The following is a 17,170-nucleotide window of genomic DNA, read 5'->3' on the forward strand; positions in this document are numbered from 1 at the left end:
TGTCAGCCGGCGCCTGTGGCGCGCACCTCGGTGAGTCCGACGCGGACCGGCCCCCGCACGAGGACGTGTCCGCGGTCGAGCGTGATGCGGGTCCAGGGTCCGCTCTCGAAGACGCGAGCGGTCTCCTCGCCGACGATGAATCCCATCGCGAAAGCGGCGAAGGCAGCGCCCAGCGGCAGCTCCCCCAGGAGCGCGTCGGGCACTCCCCACACCGCGGCGCGCACCTCGCGCACCACCTCTTCGCCGGGATCCGCCGGCATCGCGCGGGCGACCTGCGCGATGCCGGACTGCGCGCGGGCGGCGAGCACGGCCGCGGCGATATCGCCCGCGACGCGCCACCCGCCGCGTGGCGGGGAAACGCCCGCCCACGGCGCCGATACCGCGGAGTCCGGCAGCGCCAGAGCGGTCTCGGTCTCGTCCAGGCCCAGGGCACCGGCGTCGACCACGAGATCGCACTCGAGTTCCGGATCGGCCGGCAGCATGCGCATGGCGAGCACCGTCGGCGTGCGATCCAACAGTCCCCGCGGTGCGAGCGGCGCCGAGGTCATCACCAGCACTCCCCCGGATGACCGAAGCCGGACCGCCCCGTCGCCCAGGGAACGGGATCGCCCCGCGAAGGTGAGGGCATCGGCGGCGGCGTGCCGATCGGCGAGCAGGAGGCGCGAGGACATCCGACCTAGACTATCGACCAGCCGTGCGCCGCGCGGCCCGAGCGGCAACCGGAGGCCATATGACCGATGCGGAAACGACCGCTTCCGCCGACCGAGACCCCGTCGCGGCCATGCTCGATGTGCTCGACCTCTCGGCGACCGAAGCCCGGACGACGGAAGACATCTTCACCGGGGCCTCCCATGCGATGCCGCAGGGACGCGTGTTCGGCGGACAGGTACTCGCACAGTCGATCGTTGCGGCCGAGCGGACGATCCCCGCCGATCGTGCGGTCCATTCGATGCACGGTTACTTCCTGCGCCCGGGAGATTCCGCCAAGGGCATCACCTTCTCGGTCGACCGCATCCACGACGGCCGATCGTTCTCGACTCGTCGGACACAGGCCTTCCAAGACGGCGTCCCGATCTTCTCGATGATCGCCTCGTTCCAGGATGAGGATCCGGGTCTGGCACATCAGTCGTCCATGCCGGAAGGACTTCCCGCGCCGGAGGACCTTCCCGACATCGAAGCACTGCTGCCGGGGATGCATCCGATGTCGAGAAGTCTGTTCATCGACCGGCCGATCGATGTCCGGCACATCCCGTCGCCGATCTACCTCTCGGTGGACGGCGAGCACAGCCCGAGCCAGGCGGTCTGGCTGCGCGTGCGCCGTGCGATCGGCGACGACCCGCGGGTGCACCGCGCGGTCCTGGCATACATGAGCGACCTGACGATCCAGGAGTCCATCCTCCGCGCCCACGGCATCGCATGGGCGCACCGCGGACTCAAGGTCGCCAGTCTGGACCACGCGATGTGGTGGCACCGCGCCGCACGCGTCGACGAATGGCTGCTCTACGTCCAGGAATCACCGAGCGCGCGCGGAGGCCGCGGCCTGGGCACCGGCCGGATCTTTTCCCAGAGCGGCACCCTGGTCGCCAGCGTCGCCCAGGAGGTGATGGTGCGGGTCCCGACCTCGTGACCCGTCACCGATGGTCAGCGGCGGTGGCCGAAGACGATCGGCTCCCCCAGGAACGGCTCCCAGGCTGCCCTCTCCTCAGACGACAGCTTCATCGGCCGTCCGGTGGCGGCATCGACCTTGACGACCACTCCGGTCGCCCGCGCGTACACCTGCGGCTCGGGGTCGGTGAGCGGACCGCAGACCTCGTAGCAGACCTCGATGCTCGAACCTCCGAGCCGACCGAACCAGATCTGGACGTCCAACGGGTCACGTCGGTAGGGCACCGGCGCCAGGTACTCGATCTCCTGCCGCGCGATCAGCGTGAGCACGCCGCTGTGAAGACCGGAGTCGAGCACCGCCGTCGGGGGTGCGCTCTCCCCCGACTGCGGCGCCCAGAACGCCCGCACCCGTGCCTCCTCGAGGAGCTTGAGCATCGTGGCGTTGTTGACGTGGTTGAACGCGTCGAGGTCGCCCCACCGCAGATGGATGGGGATGTGCAGGCGCCCGCCGGCAGGCTCAGTCACGCGTGAGCTTGCGGTACGTCGAACTCGCGCGGTTCAGCGCATCGGGACCCAGGCGCTCCAGCTTGTTCTGCTCGTATGCTTCGAAGTTGCCCTCGAACCAGTACCAGCGGTCGGGGTTCTCGTCGGTTCCCTCGTACGCGAGGATATGCGTGGCGATGCGGTCGAGGAACCACCGGTCGTGTGTGATCACGACGGCGCAGCCGGGGAACTCCAGGAGCGCGTTCTCGAGCGACCCGAGCGTCTCGACGTCGAGGTCGTTGGTCGGCTCATCCAGGAGCAGGAGGTTCCCGCCCTCCTTGAGCGTGAGCGCGAGGTTCAGCCGGTTGCGCTCACCACCGGAGAGCACCCCGGCCTTCTTCTGCTGGTCCGGCCCCTTGAAGCCGAACTTCGACACGTACGCGCGTGAGGGGATCTCGGTCTTGCCGACGGTGATGATGTCCAGTCCGTCCGACACGACCTCCCACAGCGACTTGTCGGGATCGATGTTCGAGCGGGTCTGATCGACATAGCTGATCTTCACCGTCTCGCCGACCTTGAGGTCGCCGCCGTCGAGGGGCTCGAGTCCCACGATGGTCTTGAACAGGGTGGTCTTGCCGACGCCGTTCGGGCCGATGACTCCGACGATGCCGTTCGGCGGGAGGCTGAAGCTCAGCCCGTCCATGAGCGAGCGACCGTCGAACCCCTTCCGCAGCTTCTTCGCCTCGATGACGATGTTGCCCAGCCGGGGGCCCGGCGGAATCTGGATCTCTTCGAAGTCCAGCTTGCGCGTGCGCTCGGCTTCCGCGGCCATCTCCTCGTAACGCGCGAGGCGGGCTTTCGACTTCGCCTGACGGCCCTTGGTGTTCGAGCGGACCCAGTCGAGCTCTTCGGAGAGCCGCTTGGCGAGCTTGGCGTCCTTCTTGCCCTGGACCTCCAGACGCTCCCGCTTCTTCTCGAGATAGGTGGAGTAGTTGCCCTCGTACGGGTAGAGGCGGCCTCGGTCGACTTCGGCGATCCATTCGGCGACGTTGTCGAGGAAGTACCGGTCGTGCGTGATGGCGATGACGGCGCCGGCGTACTTCTGCAGATGCTGCTCGAGCCACAGCACGCTCTCGGCGTCGAGATGGTTCGTCGGCTCGTCCAGGAGCAACAGATCGGGCTTCTGAAGGAGCAGCTTGGTGAGCGCGACGCGTCGTTTCTCACCGCCGGACAGGTGCGAGATCTCCGCGTCACCGGGAGGGGTGCGCAGTGCACTCATCGCCTGCTCGAGCTGGGAGTCGAGGTCCCACGCATCAGCCGCGTCGATCTCCTCCTGCAGCTGGCCCATCTCGGCGAGCAGCGCATCGAAGTCCGCATCCGGGTCGCTCATGAGCGCCGAGATCTCGTTGAATCGGTCGAGCTTGGCCTTGATGGCGACGCCGTCCTGGATGTTCTCCAGGACCGTCTTGGACTCATCGAGCTCGGGCTCCTGCATGAGGATCCCGACGGTGAAGCCCGGGGTGAGTTTCGCCTCCCCGTTGGAGGGCTGGTCCAGTCCCGCCATGATCTTCAGGATCGTCGACTTCCCGGCGCCGTTCGGGCCGACCATGCCGATCTTCGCGCCGGGGAGGAACGACATCGTGACGTCGTCAAGGATCAACTTCTCGCCCACGGCCTTACGCGCGCGGACCATCTGATAGATGTACTCAGCCATAGCCCGACCAGTCTATGCGGGTCGTCGCCGTCGCCGTGTGCACCGCCGAGCACTCACCAATCGATCGGTCGGGTCTGCCCGAGCAGGCACCCGCCGCCCGGCAGTGCGTCGACGACGACGGTGAACGGATCTCCCGTCGCGGGTCCGACCTGTCCGACGAGGCACTCCTCCCCCCACTCGACGGAGAACTGGATACTCTCGGCGGGGTTCCCGACGGTCGACATGTCCTCGGTGACCTGCATGGCGGCCTTGTCGAAGCCGGCCGCCACGAGGGCGTCGACGTAGGAGCGACCGGCGTCGGCGTCGGCTCCGGCCCACACCTCGTCGACGACCGCGGTGAAGTACGCGAGGTTCTCGGCGGCCGTTCCCTCGGGCGCCAACCCCGGCTCGGTCGACTCCGAGGGCGTCGGCGTGACATCGATCGAGATGGTGGGGGTGGAGGTGGCCGCCGGCTCGTCGACGGCTCCGAAGGCGCTACAGCCGGCGAGTGCGATCACGCTGCTCACGCAGAACACGCCTCCCCACCGGCGCAGCGCGTGCGAGGCCGGCGCGGGCGAATGCGGACGACGGGAAGAACGCAGGCGCGGGGACACCCCGCCGAGTCTACGGGGAGCGATGCGCACGTCCGCTCAGAACGGCGTCGGCTCGGATCCGACAGGGGCTCCCCAGTCTCCTCCCGAACGGGTGGGACGTGCGCCCGCATCCTCCGTCGACTGCGCGGTGACGGGGTCGGGAGGAGCCGGCGCCCACTCGTCGTCGCTCGAGCCCCGGCCCTGACCGTCTTCTCTCTCGCGCGCCGTGTACGTCGTCGTCCCGTACCGGAGGTCGCAGCCGATCGCGTCGGCCTCGACTTCCGGCGAGGTGCGCCATCCGTTCTCGGTACGCCAGGAACGCAGACGCAGTTGCCCGGTCACCACCACCCGGCTGCCCTTGCTCAGCGAGCGGGCGACGTGCTCGCTGAACTCGCGATAGGTCGAGACGGTGTAGAAGTTCGTCTCGACGTCGACATAGCGCCCCGCCGCACTGTCGTAGCGTCTCCTGTTGGACGCGAGACGGAAGCTCGTGACGGGCGTCCCGTCGGGGAGTCGCCGAACCTCCGGGGGCGCGGCGAGGTTGCCCACGACGGTGATGGTGTCGTTCATGTCTGCTCCTTCCGGCGGGGCGTAGCCCGCGGTGCCTCTCACGACCCTGTGGCCGCCGACACCAGCGTCGCGCTCGGAGGAGTTTCGTTCGCGGCCCCGGCGGAAGTCGTGGACAGTCCGCTCCCGGTCCCGGGGTGTGGAGGGCGGGTGGACGCGATGTCCGAGGTCGAATGTACGTTCGACTTCCGGAAGGAGAATGCGATGATCTCGACCACCGACAGTTCGGCCCCACACCTGTCGAGGCCGACGCCGTTGCGCCTCCAACCTGCCGCGTTCGGCCTGTGGCGGGTGGTCGACCGACACGGCAGAATCCTCGGACACCTTCAGCGCGCCGCCGATGACGGGGCGGCACGGTGGCGAGCACGCCGCCTCAGCCCGATCCGGCACGGCTTCCTCGACCTCGGAGACTTCTGGTCCGCCGACGACGCCGTCGAGTGCATCCGGTACTCATGAGCACACGCGCCTCACGGGCGCGGATCAGACGACGGGGGCGAGCGCCGCCGCTCCGACATGCGGTGCCGACCGCCGCACGTCCGGCCACCGATCGGCGAGGATGCGGGCGGCCCGCCGCAAGGTGTCGGGGGAAGCGGTGAACGGGATGCGGAGATGGCGGTCGTGTCCACCATCGACGGAGAAGCGCGGGCCCGCCGAGAGCAGAAGGCCCCGCGCGCGGACGTCGAGAACGAGCGCGGAGCTCAACGGCGCGTCCAGCTCGACCCAGAGAGAAACCCCGCCATGCACCGAGGGAACCGCCCACTCGGGGAGCTCCTCGCGCAGCGTTTCGACCAATGCGTCCCGCCCGACACCGAGGACGTGGGCGCGTTGCGCGACGATCTCGTCCATGCGGGTCACCAGACGCCGGGCGATGTCCTGCTCCAGTTCCGGCGTCCCGAGGTCGCCGACCGGGCGGGCGGCGACCAGACGCCGGAGCAGAGCCACCTCGCCCCGGATCCAGCCCACCCGCAGTCCACCCCAGACGGTCTTTCCCACCGACCCGATCCGCACGACATGGGCAGGATCGGCCGCGCGGAAGGAGCGCTCACCGGTGAGGGTGTCGATGCCGAGGTCCGCTGTCGTCTCGTCGACGATCAGCGTCGTGCCGACACGCTCGGCCTCGCGCAGGAACGTCGCACGCTCGCCGTCCGACATCGACCGCCCCGTCGGGTTCTGGTAGTCCGGCATGAGGTAAGCGAGGTTCGGCATGGTTCGACCGAAAGCTTGAACCGCGCGATCGAGATCCCATCCCTCGCCCGTCGTCACGGGCACCCCGACCAGCCGCGCACCGGCACGGCGGAAGGCATCCGCCGCATGCGGGTACGTCGGGGTCTCGAGAAGAACGCGGTCCCCGCGGCTGACGAGGGTCCGCGCCAGAAGGTGGATGGCGCTCTGGGCCCCGTTGGTGATCAGGATCTGATCGGGGTGGGTCGGAAGCCCTCGCGCGGCGTATCGTTCGGCGATGCCGCGACGAAGGCGTGCGTCACCGACCATGTCGTAGCCGGAACGACGCACGATCGCGGCGGCGCCTGTCACGGCTTCGCCGATGACACCGGCAAGGCCCGGCCAAGCCGGTGGACTCGCCTGCTGAAGGTCGATCGCTCCCTCGGCAGCACTCGTCAGCCCCGGATCGTCGCGCATCAGGGGAAGTGTGACAGAGCCCGACCCCCGGACGCTGGCGATGTGGCCCGACTCCCGCAGGCTGCGATACGCCGCCGCGACCGTGCTGCGGCTGACCCCGAGCGCCTGGGCCAATTCGCGTTCCGCGGGGAGCACGGTTCGCGGTGCGATCCGGTTGTCCATGCACAGCAGGCGCACCGCGTCGGCCAGCGCTTCGTAGGCGGGGTCGCGCGAGCGCCATCCTCCGATTGCCGCCGTCAGGGCACGAGCCGAGATCTTCGCATCCATGAGGCCAGCTGTACCATATTGGCTCGTTTGCGTATAGCCAATCGTGCGATTGGATCGCAATCATGATCCGCCACCTCGTGCAATTGCTCCTCGGCCTGTCGCTCTACGGAGCCGGATGCGCCTTGACGGTCCGCGCGGGGATCGGCGTGGACCCGTGGACCGTCCTGGCCGAAGGGCTCTCGACCCGCACCGGCATCGGGGTGGGCTGGATGACCAACCTCATCGGCGTGGCCGTGATGCTGCTCTGGGTGCCGTTGCGGCAACGCCCCGGCGCGGGCACGATCGCGAACATCCTCCTCGTCGGCACCGCCATGCAGGCCGTGGTCGATCTCGTGCCGCCGGTGCAGGATCCTCTCGCCCAGCCGGCGATGTGCGTCGCGGGGATCGTCCTCGTCGCCGTCGCGTCCGGCGTGTACATCGGCGCGGATTTCGGACCGGGGCCGCGAGACGGCCTCATGACCGGGATCTGTGCGCGCTGGGGATGGCCGATCTACCTCGCCCGCGGCACGGTGGAGATCAGCGTGCTCGCCCTCGGATGGATCCTCGGGGGCACGGTCGGCGTCGGCACCGTGCTGTTCGCGCTGCTGATCGGCCCGCTCGTGCACGTCGCGCTGCCGCTCTTCGACACGCGAACGCCGCGTCGGCGAATCAGTGCTGTCGGAACTGCGGCCAGTCCGAACCGGGCTTGAGGTGCGCGTGGAGGGCGTTCTTCGCGACCTCCATCGTGGGGTAGGTGCCGGTCGCCTCGTCGGCGCCGGCCATGGTGACGGTGTATCCCGTCTCGTCGTGGCGGATGCTCCCCACGACTCCGGCGGGCCCGTAGGCGACCCACAGTCCGTGTGCGGTATCGGTCGATGCCATGGTGTGACTCCCTTCCATCGGTGCCGAACATACGCCGAACCGGGCGCAGGCAAAAGGGGGTGGTCGCGTCGAGCCCGACGGGCGCGGGAGCGCCCCCGACAGGACTCGAACCTGCAACCACCGGATTAGAAGGCCGATGCTCTATCCATTGAGCTACGAGGGCCCTTCCAGAGTAGCGTCCGCCGCGCACGGGGCCGGTGACGGCGTCGTCGATAGGATGACTCTCATGGCCGGGAGCGAGAACGACAGACTCGTATGGATCGACTGCGAGATGACGGGACTCGACCTCACGGTCGACGAGCTCGTCGAGATCGCCGTCGTGGTGACCGACTTCGAGCTTCGAATGCTCGATCCGGGGTTCCAGGTGGTGATCAAGCCCTCCGAGGCGGCGCTGTCGCACATGAACGATTTCGTCACGTCCATGCACGAGTCGTCGGGTCTCATCGACGAGATGCCGCACGGGGTGAGCCTCGCCGATGCCCAGGCGCAGACGTTGCAGTACATCCGTCGGTTCGCGCCTCTCGCAGGGAAGGCACCGCTGGCGGGCAACACGATCGGCACCGACCGGATGTTCCTGGCCAAGTACATGCCGGAGGTCGATGAGTACCTGCACTACCGGAACGTCGATGTGTCCAGCATCAAGGAGCTCTCCCGACGCTGGTACCCCCGCGCCTACATCCACGCGCCGACCAAGGACGGCGGCCACCGCGCGCTCGCGGACATCAAGGAGTCGATCCGGGAACTGGCGTACTACCGCCAGGCGGTGTTCGTCCCCGAGCCCGGGCCGACCAGCGATCACGCACGCACCGCGGCCGCCTCGGTCGTGTCGTCGTTCGCTCCGAATATGTGAGAGAATCGTCTGGTTGCCCGCTCGCCGGGAGGACATGGTGGCTATAGCTCAGTTGGTAGAGCACCGCGTTGTGGTCGCGGGGGTCGCGGGTTCAAGTCCCGTTAGCCACCCCAATGCGTGACATGGATGCCGAGACATTCGAAGCGCTCGTCGTCGACGAGCTCGATCGCTTGCCCGACGACATGGTCGACGGCCTCGACAATGTCGTCTTCGTCGTCGAAGATCGCCCGGATGACGGGAGCCTCGACCTTCTCGGACTCTACGACGGCTGGTCGCTGACCGAGCGCGACCGTTACGGAATGGGCGAGTTGCCGGATCGCATCATCGTCTACCGCGAACCCCATCTGGACCGCTGTGCCGACGAGGACGAGCTGCGCGACGAGGTGCACACCACCCTCGTGCACGAGATCGCCCACTTCTACGGAATCGACGACGACCGCCTGCATGAGCTGGGGTGGGCATGAACGTCGCCGCTCTGCCCGACCTCGATGACCACGTCATCGAGCAGGATCGCGTGTCGCGGGGCTGGCAGACGGTCGTCTGGAATGATCCGGTCAACCTGATGAGCTACGTCGTGCATGTCTTCCGGGTCTACTTCGGATACCCCCGGGAGCGGGCTGAATATCTCATGCTGGCCGTCCACCACGACGGACATGCGGTGGTGGCCGAGGGCGCCCGCGAACAGATGGAGCTGCACGCCCAGGCCATGCACGACTTCGGCCTCTGGGCGACCGTGAGAGAGGTACCGGAGTGACCGGACAGAAGACCCTGATCCTCGAGATGACACCCCTGGAAGCGGCGCACCTGTCCGACGTGGTCGGCCAGTTCGCGCAGCTCCTCACGGCATCGGCACCGACGACCGACCCCGCCGTGGCCCGCCTCGTGCCCGATGCGTACGCGGACGATCCGGAGGGGGCGGCCGAGTTCCGCAGGCTCACGCAGTCGTCCTTGTTGGAGCGACGCGGCGAGGACGCCGCGCGGGTGCTGTCATCGCTCGCGCCGCTGCGGAGCGCAGACCCGACCGCCATCGAGCCGGTCGAGCTTCCGCTCCCACCCGACACGGCGGCAGCCTGGATGCGTTGCCTTGCCGCTCTCCGGCTGGTGCTCGCCGAACGGCTCGGCATCCGCGGAGAAGATGACGGTGACCCCGACGACCCGCGCTTCGGCGTCTACGAATGGCTAGGTTACCGTCTCGACGGTCTGGTCCAGGCCCTCGACACGTGACGTCGCGGTCAGGGCACCGGAAGGACGTGGGTGGCGTGCGCAGCGGGTTCGTCCTCCGCGATGTGGCGCTCCTCCTGAGCCGCCCAGCGGTCCCAGTGCGGCCGGTACGTCTCGCCGTCGCGATCGAGCGCCCGCCGTCGACGTGAGGTCGTCGGCGACTCGAGCCACACGCGGACGTCTCCGAGCGTCGCCGTCGCCCGCGTGAGCAGCCCTGCCCCCTCGACGATCAACGGCAACGAGGGGTCCACGGCATGCGCGGCATCCCAGCCGTCACGATCCCAATCCCAACTGCGCCACACCCCGATGATCCCCCTCGCGTGCGGCACGAGGATCTCGGTGCGCGCCAGATCGACCCCTTCGCGCAGCCCATCCCACCCCGGATAGATCGCGTCCAGCGCGATGGACTGCACCCGCCCGCGCATCGGCCAATCCCGGACCAGACGCCGAGCCAACGAGCTCTTCCCGGCACCGCTTCGCCCGTCGATGAGCACCACCGGGTTCGACGCGGCGGTGGCGGCGACCGCGTCACGCACGACCGCGGTCGCGCGAGCAAGGGCGTGATCGACCGGGTCGCGATTACTTCTTGAGGATGCGGATGACACGGCTGAGCGAGCGGCCCGCGACCCAGATGAAGGGAATCGCGACGGCGAGCAGCGAGACCACGTTCGGCTCGAAGCGCAGATCGTCGCCGCGCCGGATGTATGCCCCGAGCGGGATCGCGTACCCGCCGCCTCCCCCGCCGCCGTTGCCCGCGTCGTCGTTTCCGCCCCCGAACCCCGACCAGGAGAGGGCGACGGGCACGATGCGGACGCCGTCGACGTCCTGCTGCTCGCCGTATGCGCTGTTCACGCCGAAGGACGCCGACTGCTTGCCGAGTTCGAGTGCGATGTTGGGCATGATGCCACGCTACTCGCTTCGAGCAGGCCGGTACACCGGTCGGGTCAGGAAGACCTCGGATCGTCCAGTCGCGGGTGCGAAGGCGCTCCCCCGCCCCCACGGCCGGGTCCGAGAAGGGTGGCGCGGGTGACCGCCCCTTTGCCGAACTTGGCGGCGGCGCCGTCGAGCGCGTCCTCGACACGCCGCCAGTCCTCGTCGTCGTCCCACAGCGCCAGCGCTCCCCCGCCGGACGGACGGAGCTTCTCGCCCCGCACCCCGATGAGGCGGACGGGCAGCTCGCGAGGGACGGACTCGAACAACCCGATCGCCGTCTCGCCGATCCGCTGACCGACGGAGGTCGGTTCGGGCAGCGTCTGCGACCGCGAGAGCGTGGTGAAATCGGCCAGGCGGATCTTGACGGCCACCACTCCCGCGTCCCACCCGTGGGAGCGCAGCCGCGCTGCCACCCGGTCCGCGAGGCGACGCAGCTCCGAGCGGAGCACGCGAGGATCATCGATGTCGTCCCCGAAGGTCTCCTCGTGCCCCACGCTCTTTTCGACACGGTCCGTCGTGACCTCGCGAGGATCGATACCGCGGGAGAGGTGCCAGACACGATCGGCCATCGCCGGCCCCAGGGCACGCTCCAGCACGGCCGTGGGCGCTTCCAGAACATCCGCGACGGTGCGCAGTCCGCGCGCCTCGAGTGCCTCCGCGGCCTTCGGGCCCACACCCCAGAGCGCGCGCACCGGGCGCGCCGCGAGGAACGAAGCGGTATCGGCCTCGGGGACGATCAGCAGGCCGTCGGGTTTGCTGATCGTCGACGCCATCTTCGCGACGTGCTTGGTCGCCGCGGCCCCGACACTGCACGTGAGACCGGTCTCGGCGCGCACCTTCTCGCGCAGCATCCGCGCGATGGCTCCAGGGCTTCCCCACAGCCTCCGAGCCCCGCGGACGTCGAGGAACGCTTCGTCGATGGACAGGGGCTCGACCAGCGGCGTCACGTCGCGGAAGATCTCCATCACCTGTCGCGACAACGCGACATAACGGTCGAAATGCGGCGGCACCACGACGGCCGACGGGCACAGGCGCAGCGCTTGGCCCACCGGCATCGCCGACCGGACGCCGAAGCGGCGTGCCTCATACGACGCACTGGAGACCACGCCGCGCCCCTCGGGAGCGCCGACGATGAGGGGTCTACCCGCGAGCGACGGGTCGTGGAGCACCTCGGCGGCGGCATAGAACGCATCCATGTCGACATGGAGGATGCCCGCTCCGGTGTCATCGGCACCCGGCGGCGAGACGATGCGCCCGGAGCCGTCCCCGCGTCCCATCCTTCTATTGTCGTCCAGGCCGCCGACATCGCGCGCGGCGTCGCGGACCGGCGACCCGGACGTGGGTCACTGCGCGGCGCGTTCCAGAATCAGCTCGCGCACACGAGCGGCGTCGGCCTGGCCGCGCATGGCCTTCATCACCGCGCCGATGATGGCTCCCGCAGCCTGGACCTTGCCGTCGCGGATCTTCTCGAGCACATCGGGCTGCGCCGCAAGGGCGTCGTCGATCGCGGCGACGAGCGCGCCGTCGTCGGAGACCACGGCAAGACCACGCGCATCGACGATCTCCTGGGGGGAACCTTCCCCGGCGATCATCGCCTCGAGCACCTGCCGCGCGAGCTTGTCGGTAAGCGTGCCGGCATCCACGAGCCCCTGGAGGGCGGCGACGTCCGCGGGGGTCACAAGCGAACCGGGCTCCGCGTTTCGTGCGTTCGCGATGCGGCTGATCTCACCGGTCCACCACTTCCGCGCGGACGCGGGCGACGCACCGGCGGCGATCGTGGCCTCGACCTCGGTGAGGAGCCCGCCGTTGCGAACGTCCTGGAACTCGAGGTCGGTGAAACCCCACGCGGCCTTCAGACGCCGCCGGTGCGCGGCGGGCGCTTCCGGAAGGGCGCCACGCAACTGCTCCACGAGTGCGTCGGCGGGCGCGACCGGAAGCAGGTCCGGCTCCGGGAAGTAGCGGTAGTCGTCCGCGTCGGACTTGGGGCGGCCGGGAGAGGTCGTACCGGTGTCCTCGTGCCAGTGCCGTGTCTCCTGGATGATCGTGCCCCCCGCAGCCAGGATCGCCGCCTGACGCTGAATCTCGTAGCGCACCGCCCGTTCGACCGACCGCATCGAGTTCACGTTCTTGGTCTCGGTTCGCGTGCCGAGCGGCGCGGGCTCGTCACCCTCCGGCGTGCGCGGGCGCAGCGACACGTTGGCGTCGCACCGCAGGTTGCCACGCTCCATGCGTGCCTCGGAGATGCCGAGCGACCGCACGATGTCGCGGATGGTCGCGACGTAGGCCTTGGCGATGTCCGGGGCGCGGTGCTCGGCGCCGAAGATCGGCTTGGTGACGATCTCCACCAGTGGGACTCCCGCACGGTTGTAGTCCACGAGGGAGTACTCGGCGCCCTGGATGCGCCCGGTCGCGCCGCCCATGTGCGTGAGCTTGCCGGCGTCCTCCTCCATGTGGGCGCGTTCGATCGGCACCTCGACGATGCTGCCGTCCTCCAGCTCGACCTCGACGCGACCCTCGAAGGCGATCGGCTCGTCGTACTGCGAGATCTGGTAATTCTTGCCGAGGTCGGGGTAGAAGTAGTTCTTCCGGGCGAAGCGGCTCGACGGCGCGATCGAGCATCCGAGCGCGAGACCCAGACTGATGGAGGACCGCACCGCCTCCTCGTTCACGACCGGGAGCGACCCCGGCAGACCCATGTCGACGGGTGCGACGAGCGTGTTCGGCGCCGCATCGTGGTTGTCCGGATGAGCGGGGTTGGGCGCGCCGGAGAACATCTTCGTGCGCGTGTTGAGTTCGACGTGCACCTCGAACCCGAGGACCGGCTCGAATCGCTCGAGCGCCTCGTCGAAGTCCATCAGCTTGACACCGGCCATCAGCGGGTTCCTCCCAGGACGGGTGCGCGGTCCAAGAGCGGACCACCCCACGAATCGATCAGTCGTGCCTCGAGGGCGGCACCGACCCGGTACAGTCGGACGTCTTCGCGTGCGGGCGCGAGGAATTGGATGCCGACGGGCAGACCGTCCTCCTCCGCGATGCCGGCGGGGATGGAGATGCCCGGCACACCGGCGAGGTTGGCCGGAATCGTCGTGACGTCGTTGAGATACATCTGCATCGGGTCGTCGAGCTTCTCCCCCAGCCGGAAGGCGGTCGTGGGGGCGGTGGGAGTCGCGATCACGTCGACCGATGCGAAGGCGGCATCGAAGTCGGACTGGATGAGCGTCCGCACCTTCTGCGCCGAGCCGTAATACGCGTCGTAGTACCCGGCCGACAGGGCATAGGTGCCGAGGATGATACGGCGCTTGACCTCGTCACCGAACCCCGCGTCGCGCGTGGCCGCCATGACCTCCTCGACGGTCGCCCCGGCGTGCGGAGTCACGCGCATGCCGAAGCGGACAGAGTCGAACTTCGCGAGGTTGCTCGAGGCCTCGGCGGGCAGGACGAGGTAGTACGCCGCCACACCGTATTCGAAGTGGGGCGCGCTGACCTCGACGATCTCCGCCCCCGCGGCTTCCATCTGCGCCAAGGAGGCCCGGAAGGCCGAGGTGACCCCAGCCTGGAAGCCGTCGTCTCCGAGCTCGCGGATCACGCCGACCCGCAGCCCCTTCAGGACATCACCGCGGGCACCCTCACGCGCGGCAGCGGCGAACGAAGGCCAGGCATCCGGAAGCGATGTGGCATCCGCCGCGTCGTGACCGCCGATGACGTCGTGCAGCAGTCCGGCGTCCAGCACCGTGCGGGTCACCGGTCCGACCTGGTCCAGGCTTGAGGCGAGCGCGATGGCGCCGTAGCGGCTGACGGCGCCATAGGTCGGCTTGACGCCGACCGTGCCCGTGACGTGCGCGGGCTGCCGGATGGAGCCGCCCGTGTCCGACCCGAGCGCGAGCGGTGCCTCGTATGCAGCCACAGCTGCGGCCGAGCCACCCCCGGATCCGCCCGGGATCCTGTCGAGATCCCACGGGTTCCGAGTGGGGCCGTACGCGGAATGCTCGGTCGAGGAACCCATCGCGAACTCGTCCATGTTCGTCTTGCCGAGCGGCACGAGACCGGCCGCGCGGGAGCGCGCGACGACCGTGGCGTCGTACGGCGACATGTACCCCTCGAGGATCTTCGATCCACTCGTGGAGGGCATGTCCGTGGTCACCAGGACGTCCTTGATGGCCAGCGGGACGCCTGCGAGGACCCCGAGGCGCTCCCCGGACGCACGACGCCGGTCGATGTCGGCCGCCACGTCGAGGGCGTGGTCACTCACGTGCAGGTACGCGTGGATGTCGCTGTCGACGTCGGCGATCCGGTCGAGGTGGGCCTGGGTCGCCTCGACACTGGAGAGCTCGCCCGCGGCGAGTCTGTCCGCCAGCGCGGCGGCGGAGAGCGTGGTGATCTCGTTCACGGCGCGGCTCCTCACTGCTCTTCGCCGAGGATCGCCGTCACGCGGAAGCGATCGTCTGTGGCGTCGGGGGCATTCTTCAGCGCCTCGTCGACGGTGAGGGTGTGCCCCACCTCGTCCGCGCGGAAGACGTTCTGCATCGGGATCGGATGGCTCGTCGCGGCGACCTCGGGGGTCGCCACCTCGGACACCTTGGCGATGTTGTCGACGATCACGTCGAGCTCGCCGGTGAGGCGCTCGACCTCCTCGTCGGCGAGCTGGATCCTGGCGAGCACACCGAGATGGCGCACGAGATCGGGGGTGATTTCAGACACCAGACCATTGTAGGCGGGTCTGCCGACGCGCCCCGGGGCATCCACCCGTCTAGGCTGAGGGCCGTGACTGCGACCTACGACCCGCCGCGTCCCTGGATCCACAGCTACGCCGAGGGCGTTCCGGCAGACCTCCCGGAGGTGTCGGGCTCCCTCGTGGACATCGTCGCCGAGTCCGCCCGCAGCCACCCGGACGCGCCGGCTCTGGAGTTCTTCGGCCGGACCACGACGTACCGCGAACTCGAGGAGCAGATCGCCCGTGCCGCCGCGGGGCTGGCCGCGCGCGGCGTCGCCGCCGGCGACCCCGTGGCGATCGTCCTCCCCAACTGCCCTCAGCACATCGTCGCCTTCTACGCGGTCCTGCGACTGGGTGCCGTCATCGTGGAGCACAACCCGCTGTACACCCCGTTCGAGCTGCAACGCCAGTTCGAAGACCACGGCGCACGGCATGCGATCGTGTGGTCGAAGGCGGTGTCGACCGTGCAGGGATTCCCCGCGGAGACGATACCGGACACCCTCATCTCGGTGGATCTCCCGGCTGCCATGCCCTGGCGGACGCGCCTGGCGCTCCGTCTGCCGATACGGAAGGCTCGCGAGGGCCGCCGTGCGCTCACCGAGACCACGACCGGCGCCACGCCGTGGGCCGACGTGGTGCGCGCCTCGCCGCTCCCTGCGTCGCATCCGATGCCGGGCACCGACGATCTCGCCCTCATCCAGTACACCAGCGGCACGACGGGGTCGCCGAAGGGCGCCTGCCTGACCCACCGGAATCTCCTGGCCAACGCGGCACAGTCCCGCGCGTGGGTGCCGACCATCACCCGCGGTGACGGCTGTGTGGTCTATGCGGTGCTGCCGATGTTCCACGCCTACGGGCTGACGCTGTGCCTGACGTTCGCGATGTCGATGGCCGCCCGGCTGGTGCTCTTCCCTCGTTTCGATCCGGACATGGTGCTGGCCGTGACGAAGAAGCGGCCCGCGACCTTTCTGCCGCTCGTTCCGCCGATCGCGCGGCGACTGCTGATCGCGGCGGATGACAAGAACGTCTCGCTGGCCGGTACCGGGATCGCCATCTCCGGCGCGATGGCCCTCCCCCATGAGCTCGTCGTGCCGTTCGAAGAGGCCACGGGGGGATACCTCGTCGAGGGCTATGGACTGTCCGAGTGCTCTCCGGTCCTCATGGCGAACCCCGTGGCCTCGCACCGTGTGCCCGGTACGGTGGGCCTGCCGCTCCCGGGGACCGAATGCCGGGTCGTGGACCCCGAGGACCCGTCGAAGGACGTGCCGGCCGGTGACGCCGGCGAACTCCTCGTTCGGGGCCCGCAGATCTTCGGGGGCTACTACCGCAGACCGGACGAGACGGCGGCGGTGTTCGAAGGCGACTGGTTCCGCACCGGGGACATCGTGCAGATCGATGAGGCGGGTTTCGTCCGCATCGTCGACCGCATCAAGGAGCTCGTCATCACCGGTGGGTTCAACGTCTCCCCGAGCGAGGTCGAGAACGCCCTGCGCAGACATCCGGACGTCGCGGACGCCGCCGTCGTGGGTCTTCCCGACGACCGATCCGGCGAGCAGGTGGTCGCGGCCGTCGTCGCCGCAGAGGGCCGTGACATCGATCCCGAGGCGGTCCGGGCATTCGCGCGCGAGGAACTCACGCCTTACAAGGTGCCCCGACGGGTCGTGGTCGTCGAGGAGCTGCCGACGTCCCTGATCGGCAAGGTCCTGCGCCGAGAGGTGCGCGAGCGTCTTCTCGCCGTCGACTCCTGA

21 protein-coding genes and 2 tRNA genes are annotated in these 17,170 nt (G+C 69.1%); 9 read left to right on the forward strand and 14 right to left on the reverse strand.

From position 1 onward, the window contains the following. Window positions 1–2: 2 nt before the first annotated feature. Complete coding sequence (locus RZO50_RS10265; RefSeq protein WP_322599640.1) at window positions 3–671, reverse strand: hypothetical protein; 669 nt, start codon at window positions 669–671, stop codon at window positions 3–5. A gap of 59 nt (window positions 672–730) precedes the next feature. Here RZO50_RS10265 and RZO50_RS10270 point away from each other — a divergent pair, with 59 nt between their 5' ends. Beyond that, on the forward strand, window positions 731–1,627 hold the full coding sequence (locus RZO50_RS10270) for an acyl-CoA thioesterase (protein ID WP_322599641.1): 897 nt from the start codon (window positions 731–733) through the stop codon (window positions 1,625–1,627). Window positions 1,628–1,641: 14 nt separating this feature from the next. Here the strand turns inward: RZO50_RS10270 and RZO50_RS10275 are convergent, their stop codons facing one another. The 4 genes from RZO50_RS10275 to ssb all read right to left on the reverse strand — a co-directional run bounded on the left by RZO50_RS10275 (window position 1,642) and on the right by ssb (window position 4,944). Continuing rightward, window positions 1,642–2,130: an acyl-CoA thioesterase gene (locus RZO50_RS10275; RefSeq protein WP_322599642.1), complete on the reverse strand. Its 489-nt coding sequence runs from the start codon at window positions 2,128–2,130 to the stop codon at window positions 1,642–1,644. Next, entirely contained in the window at window positions 2,123–3,802 is a 1,680-nt protein-coding gene (gene ettA, locus RZO50_RS10280) for an energy-dependent translational throttle protein EttA (protein ID WP_322599643.1), read from the reverse strand. Before ettA ends, RZO50_RS10275 begins: the two co-directional genes overlap by 8 nt. A 53-nt stretch (window positions 3,803–3,855) precedes the next feature. After that, window positions 3,856–4,308: a DUF6993 domain-containing protein gene (locus RZO50_RS10285; protein WP_322599644.1), complete on the reverse strand. Its 453-nt coding sequence runs from the start codon at window positions 4,306–4,308 to the stop codon at window positions 3,856–3,858. A gap of 123 nt (window positions 4,309–4,431) precedes the next feature. Further along, the gene (gene ssb / locus RZO50_RS10290; protein ID WP_322599645.1) at window positions 4,432–4,944 is read right to left on the reverse strand and encodes a single-stranded DNA-binding protein; all 513 of its coding nucleotides are present in this window, start codon (window positions 4,942–4,944) and stop codon (window positions 4,432–4,434) included. A 201-nt stretch (window positions 4,945–5,145) separates the two neighbouring features. On the opposite strand from ssb, the gene RZO50_RS10295 reads away from it, so the two are divergent. Then, the gene (locus RZO50_RS10295) at window positions 5,146–5,397 is read left to right on the forward strand and encodes a hypothetical protein (RefSeq protein ID WP_322599646.1); all 252 of its coding nucleotides are present in this window, start codon (window positions 5,146–5,148) and stop codon (window positions 5,395–5,397) included. Window positions 5,398–5,421: 24 nt separating this feature from the next. On the opposite strand, the gene yczR is transcribed toward RZO50_RS10295, so the two are convergent. Continuing rightward, entirely contained in the window at window positions 5,422–6,846 is a 1,425-nt protein-coding gene (gene yczR, locus RZO50_RS10300; protein WP_322599647.1) for a MocR-like transcription factor YczR, read from the reverse strand. A 62-nt stretch (window positions 6,847–6,908) separates the two neighbouring features. On the opposite strand from yczR, the gene yczE reads away from it, so the two are divergent. Then, window positions 6,909–7,535, forward strand: a complete 627-nt coding sequence (gene yczE / locus RZO50_RS10305; protein WP_322599648.1) for a membrane protein YczE — start codon at window positions 6,909–6,911, stop codon at window positions 7,533–7,535. On the opposite strand, the gene RZO50_RS10310 is transcribed toward yczE, so the two are convergent. Both RZO50_RS10310 and RZO50_RS10315 read right to left on the reverse strand, forming a co-directional pair. Further along, window positions 7,495–7,707, reverse strand: coding sequence for a methyltransferase (locus RZO50_RS10310; protein WP_322599649.1), 213 nt, complete (start codon window positions 7,705–7,707; stop codon window positions 7,495–7,497). The genes yczE and RZO50_RS10310 overlap by 41 nt on opposite strands. A gap of 90 nt (window positions 7,708–7,797) precedes the next feature. Then, a tRNA-Arg gene (locus RZO50_RS10315) sits at window positions 7,798–7,870 on the reverse strand. A 63-nt stretch (window positions 7,871–7,933) separates the two neighbouring features. On the opposite strand from RZO50_RS10315, the gene orn reads away from it, so the two are divergent. From orn to RZO50_RS10340, 5 genes are all read left to right on the forward strand, one after another. Next, window positions 7,934–8,557: an oligoribonuclease gene (gene orn, locus RZO50_RS10320; RefSeq protein WP_322599650.1), complete on the forward strand. Its 624-nt coding sequence runs from the start codon at window positions 7,934–7,936 to the stop codon at window positions 8,555–8,557. 37 nt (window positions 8,558–8,594) lie between these two features. Then, window positions 8,595–8,670 (forward strand) — tRNA-His (locus RZO50_RS10325). After that, entirely contained in the window at window positions 8,671–9,021 is a 351-nt protein-coding gene (locus tag RZO50_RS10330) for a metallopeptidase family protein (protein ID WP_322599651.1), read from the forward strand. After that, a complete protein-coding gene (clpS, locus tag RZO50_RS10335; protein WP_322599652.1) occupies window positions 9,018–9,311 on the forward strand; it encodes an ATP-dependent Clp protease adapter ClpS in 294 nt (97 codons plus the stop codon). The genes RZO50_RS10330 and clpS overlap by 4 nt, the downstream gene beginning before the upstream one ends. Then, entirely contained in the window at window positions 9,308–9,781 is a 474-nt protein-coding gene (locus RZO50_RS10340; protein WP_322599653.1) for a DUF2017 family protein, read from the forward strand. The genes clpS and RZO50_RS10340 overlap by 4 nt, the downstream gene beginning before the upstream one ends. A gap of 8 nt (window positions 9,782–9,789) precedes the next feature. On the opposite strand, the gene RZO50_RS10345 is transcribed toward RZO50_RS10340, so the two are convergent. The 6 genes from RZO50_RS10345 to gatC form a co-directional block, all read right to left on the reverse strand. Then, entirely contained in the window at window positions 9,790–10,383 is a 594-nt protein-coding gene (locus RZO50_RS10345; protein ID WP_322599654.1) for a nucleoside/nucleotide kinase family protein, read from the reverse strand. After that, the gene (locus tag RZO50_RS10350) at window positions 10,358–10,678 is read right to left on the reverse strand and encodes a hypothetical protein (protein WP_322599655.1); all 321 of its coding nucleotides are present in this window, start codon (window positions 10,676–10,678) and stop codon (window positions 10,358–10,360) included. Before RZO50_RS10350 ends, RZO50_RS10345 begins: the two co-directional genes overlap by 26 nt. A gap of 44 nt (window positions 10,679–10,722) precedes the next feature. After that, complete coding sequence (gene dinB, locus RZO50_RS10355) at window positions 10,723–11,988, reverse strand: DNA polymerase IV (RefSeq protein WP_322599656.1); 1,266 nt, start codon at window positions 11,986–11,988, stop codon at window positions 10,723–10,725. 66 nt (window positions 11,989–12,054) lie between these two features. After that, complete coding sequence (gene gatB, locus RZO50_RS10360) at window positions 12,055–13,584, reverse strand: Asp-tRNA(Asn)/Glu-tRNA(Gln) amidotransferase subunit GatB (RefSeq protein ID WP_322599657.1); 1,530 nt, start codon at window positions 13,582–13,584, stop codon at window positions 12,055–12,057. Beyond that, on the reverse strand, window positions 13,584–15,098 hold the full coding sequence (gene gatA / locus RZO50_RS10365) for an Asp-tRNA(Asn)/Glu-tRNA(Gln) amidotransferase subunit GatA (RefSeq protein WP_322599658.1): 1,515 nt from the start codon (window positions 15,096–15,098) through the stop codon (window positions 13,584–13,586). The genes gatB and gatA overlap by 1 nt, the downstream gene beginning before the upstream one ends. 11 nt (window positions 15,099–15,109) lie before the next feature. Next, entirely contained in the window at window positions 15,110–15,409 is a 300-nt protein-coding gene (gatC, locus tag RZO50_RS10370) for an Asp-tRNA(Asn)/Glu-tRNA(Gln) amidotransferase subunit GatC (RefSeq protein WP_322599659.1), read from the reverse strand. 63 nt (window positions 15,410–15,472) lie between these two features. Between gatC and RZO50_RS10375 the strand changes: the two genes are divergently transcribed. Beyond that, a complete protein-coding gene (locus tag RZO50_RS10375) occupies window positions 15,473–17,170 on the forward strand; it encodes a long-chain-fatty-acid--CoA ligase (protein WP_322599660.1) in 1,698 nt (565 codons plus the stop codon).

The organism is Microbacterium xanthum, assembly GCF_034531355.1.
Taxonomy (GTDB): domain Bacteria; phylum Actinomycetota; class Actinomycetes; order Actinomycetales; family Microbacteriaceae; genus Microbacterium; species Microbacterium xanthum.

Excerpts from the sequence above, each read along its gene's own strand:
- RZO50_RS10265 (WP_322599640.1), bottom strand. The coding sequence starts at position 671 with ATGTCCTCGCGCCTCCTGCTCGCCGATCGGCACGCCGCCGCCGATGCC.
- RZO50_RS10270 (WP_322599641.1), top strand. The coding sequence starts at position 731 with ATGACCGATGCGGAAACGACCGCTTCCGCCGACCGAGACCCCGTCGCG.
- ettA (WP_322599643.1), bottom strand. The coding sequence starts at position 3,802 with ATGGCTGAGTACATCTATCAGATGGTCCGCGCGCGTAAGGCCGTGGGC.
- ssb (WP_322599645.1), bottom strand. The coding sequence starts at position 4,944 with ATGAACGACACCATCACCGTCGTGGGCAACCTCGCCGCGCCCCCGGAG.
- RZO50_RS10295 (WP_322599646.1), top strand. The coding sequence starts at position 5,146 with ATGATCTCGACCACCGACAGTTCGGCCCCACACCTGTCGAGGCCGACG.
- yczR (WP_322599647.1), bottom strand. The coding sequence starts at position 6,846 with ATGGATGCGAAGATCTCGGCTCGTGCCCTGACGGCGGCAATCGGAGGA.
- yczE (WP_322599648.1), top strand. The coding sequence starts at position 6,909 with ATGATCCGCCACCTCGTGCAATTGCTCCTCGGCCTGTCGCTCTACGGA.
- RZO50_RS10310 (WP_322599649.1), bottom strand. The coding sequence starts at position 7,707 with ATGGCATCGACCGATACCGCACACGGACTGTGGGTCGCCTACGGGCCC.
- orn (WP_322599650.1), top strand. The coding sequence starts at position 7,934 with ATGGCCGGGAGCGAGAACGACAGACTCGTATGGATCGACTGCGAGATG.
- RZO50_RS10330 (WP_322599651.1), top strand. The coding sequence starts at position 8,671 with ATGCGTGACATGGATGCCGAGACATTCGAAGCGCTCGTCGTCGACGAG.
- clpS (WP_322599652.1), top strand. The coding sequence starts at position 9,018 with ATGAACGTCGCCGCTCTGCCCGACCTCGATGACCACGTCATCGAGCAG.
- RZO50_RS10350 (WP_322599655.1), bottom strand. The coding sequence starts at position 10,678 with ATGCCCAACATCGCACTCGAACTCGGCAAGCAGTCGGCGTCCTTCGGC.
- dinB (WP_322599656.1), bottom strand. The coding sequence starts at position 11,988 with ATGGGACGCGGGGACGGCTCCGGGCGCATCGTCTCGCCGCCGGGTGCC.
- gatB (WP_322599657.1), bottom strand. The coding sequence starts at position 13,584 with ATGGCCGGTGTCAAGCTGATGGACTTCGACGAGGCGCTCGAGCGATTC.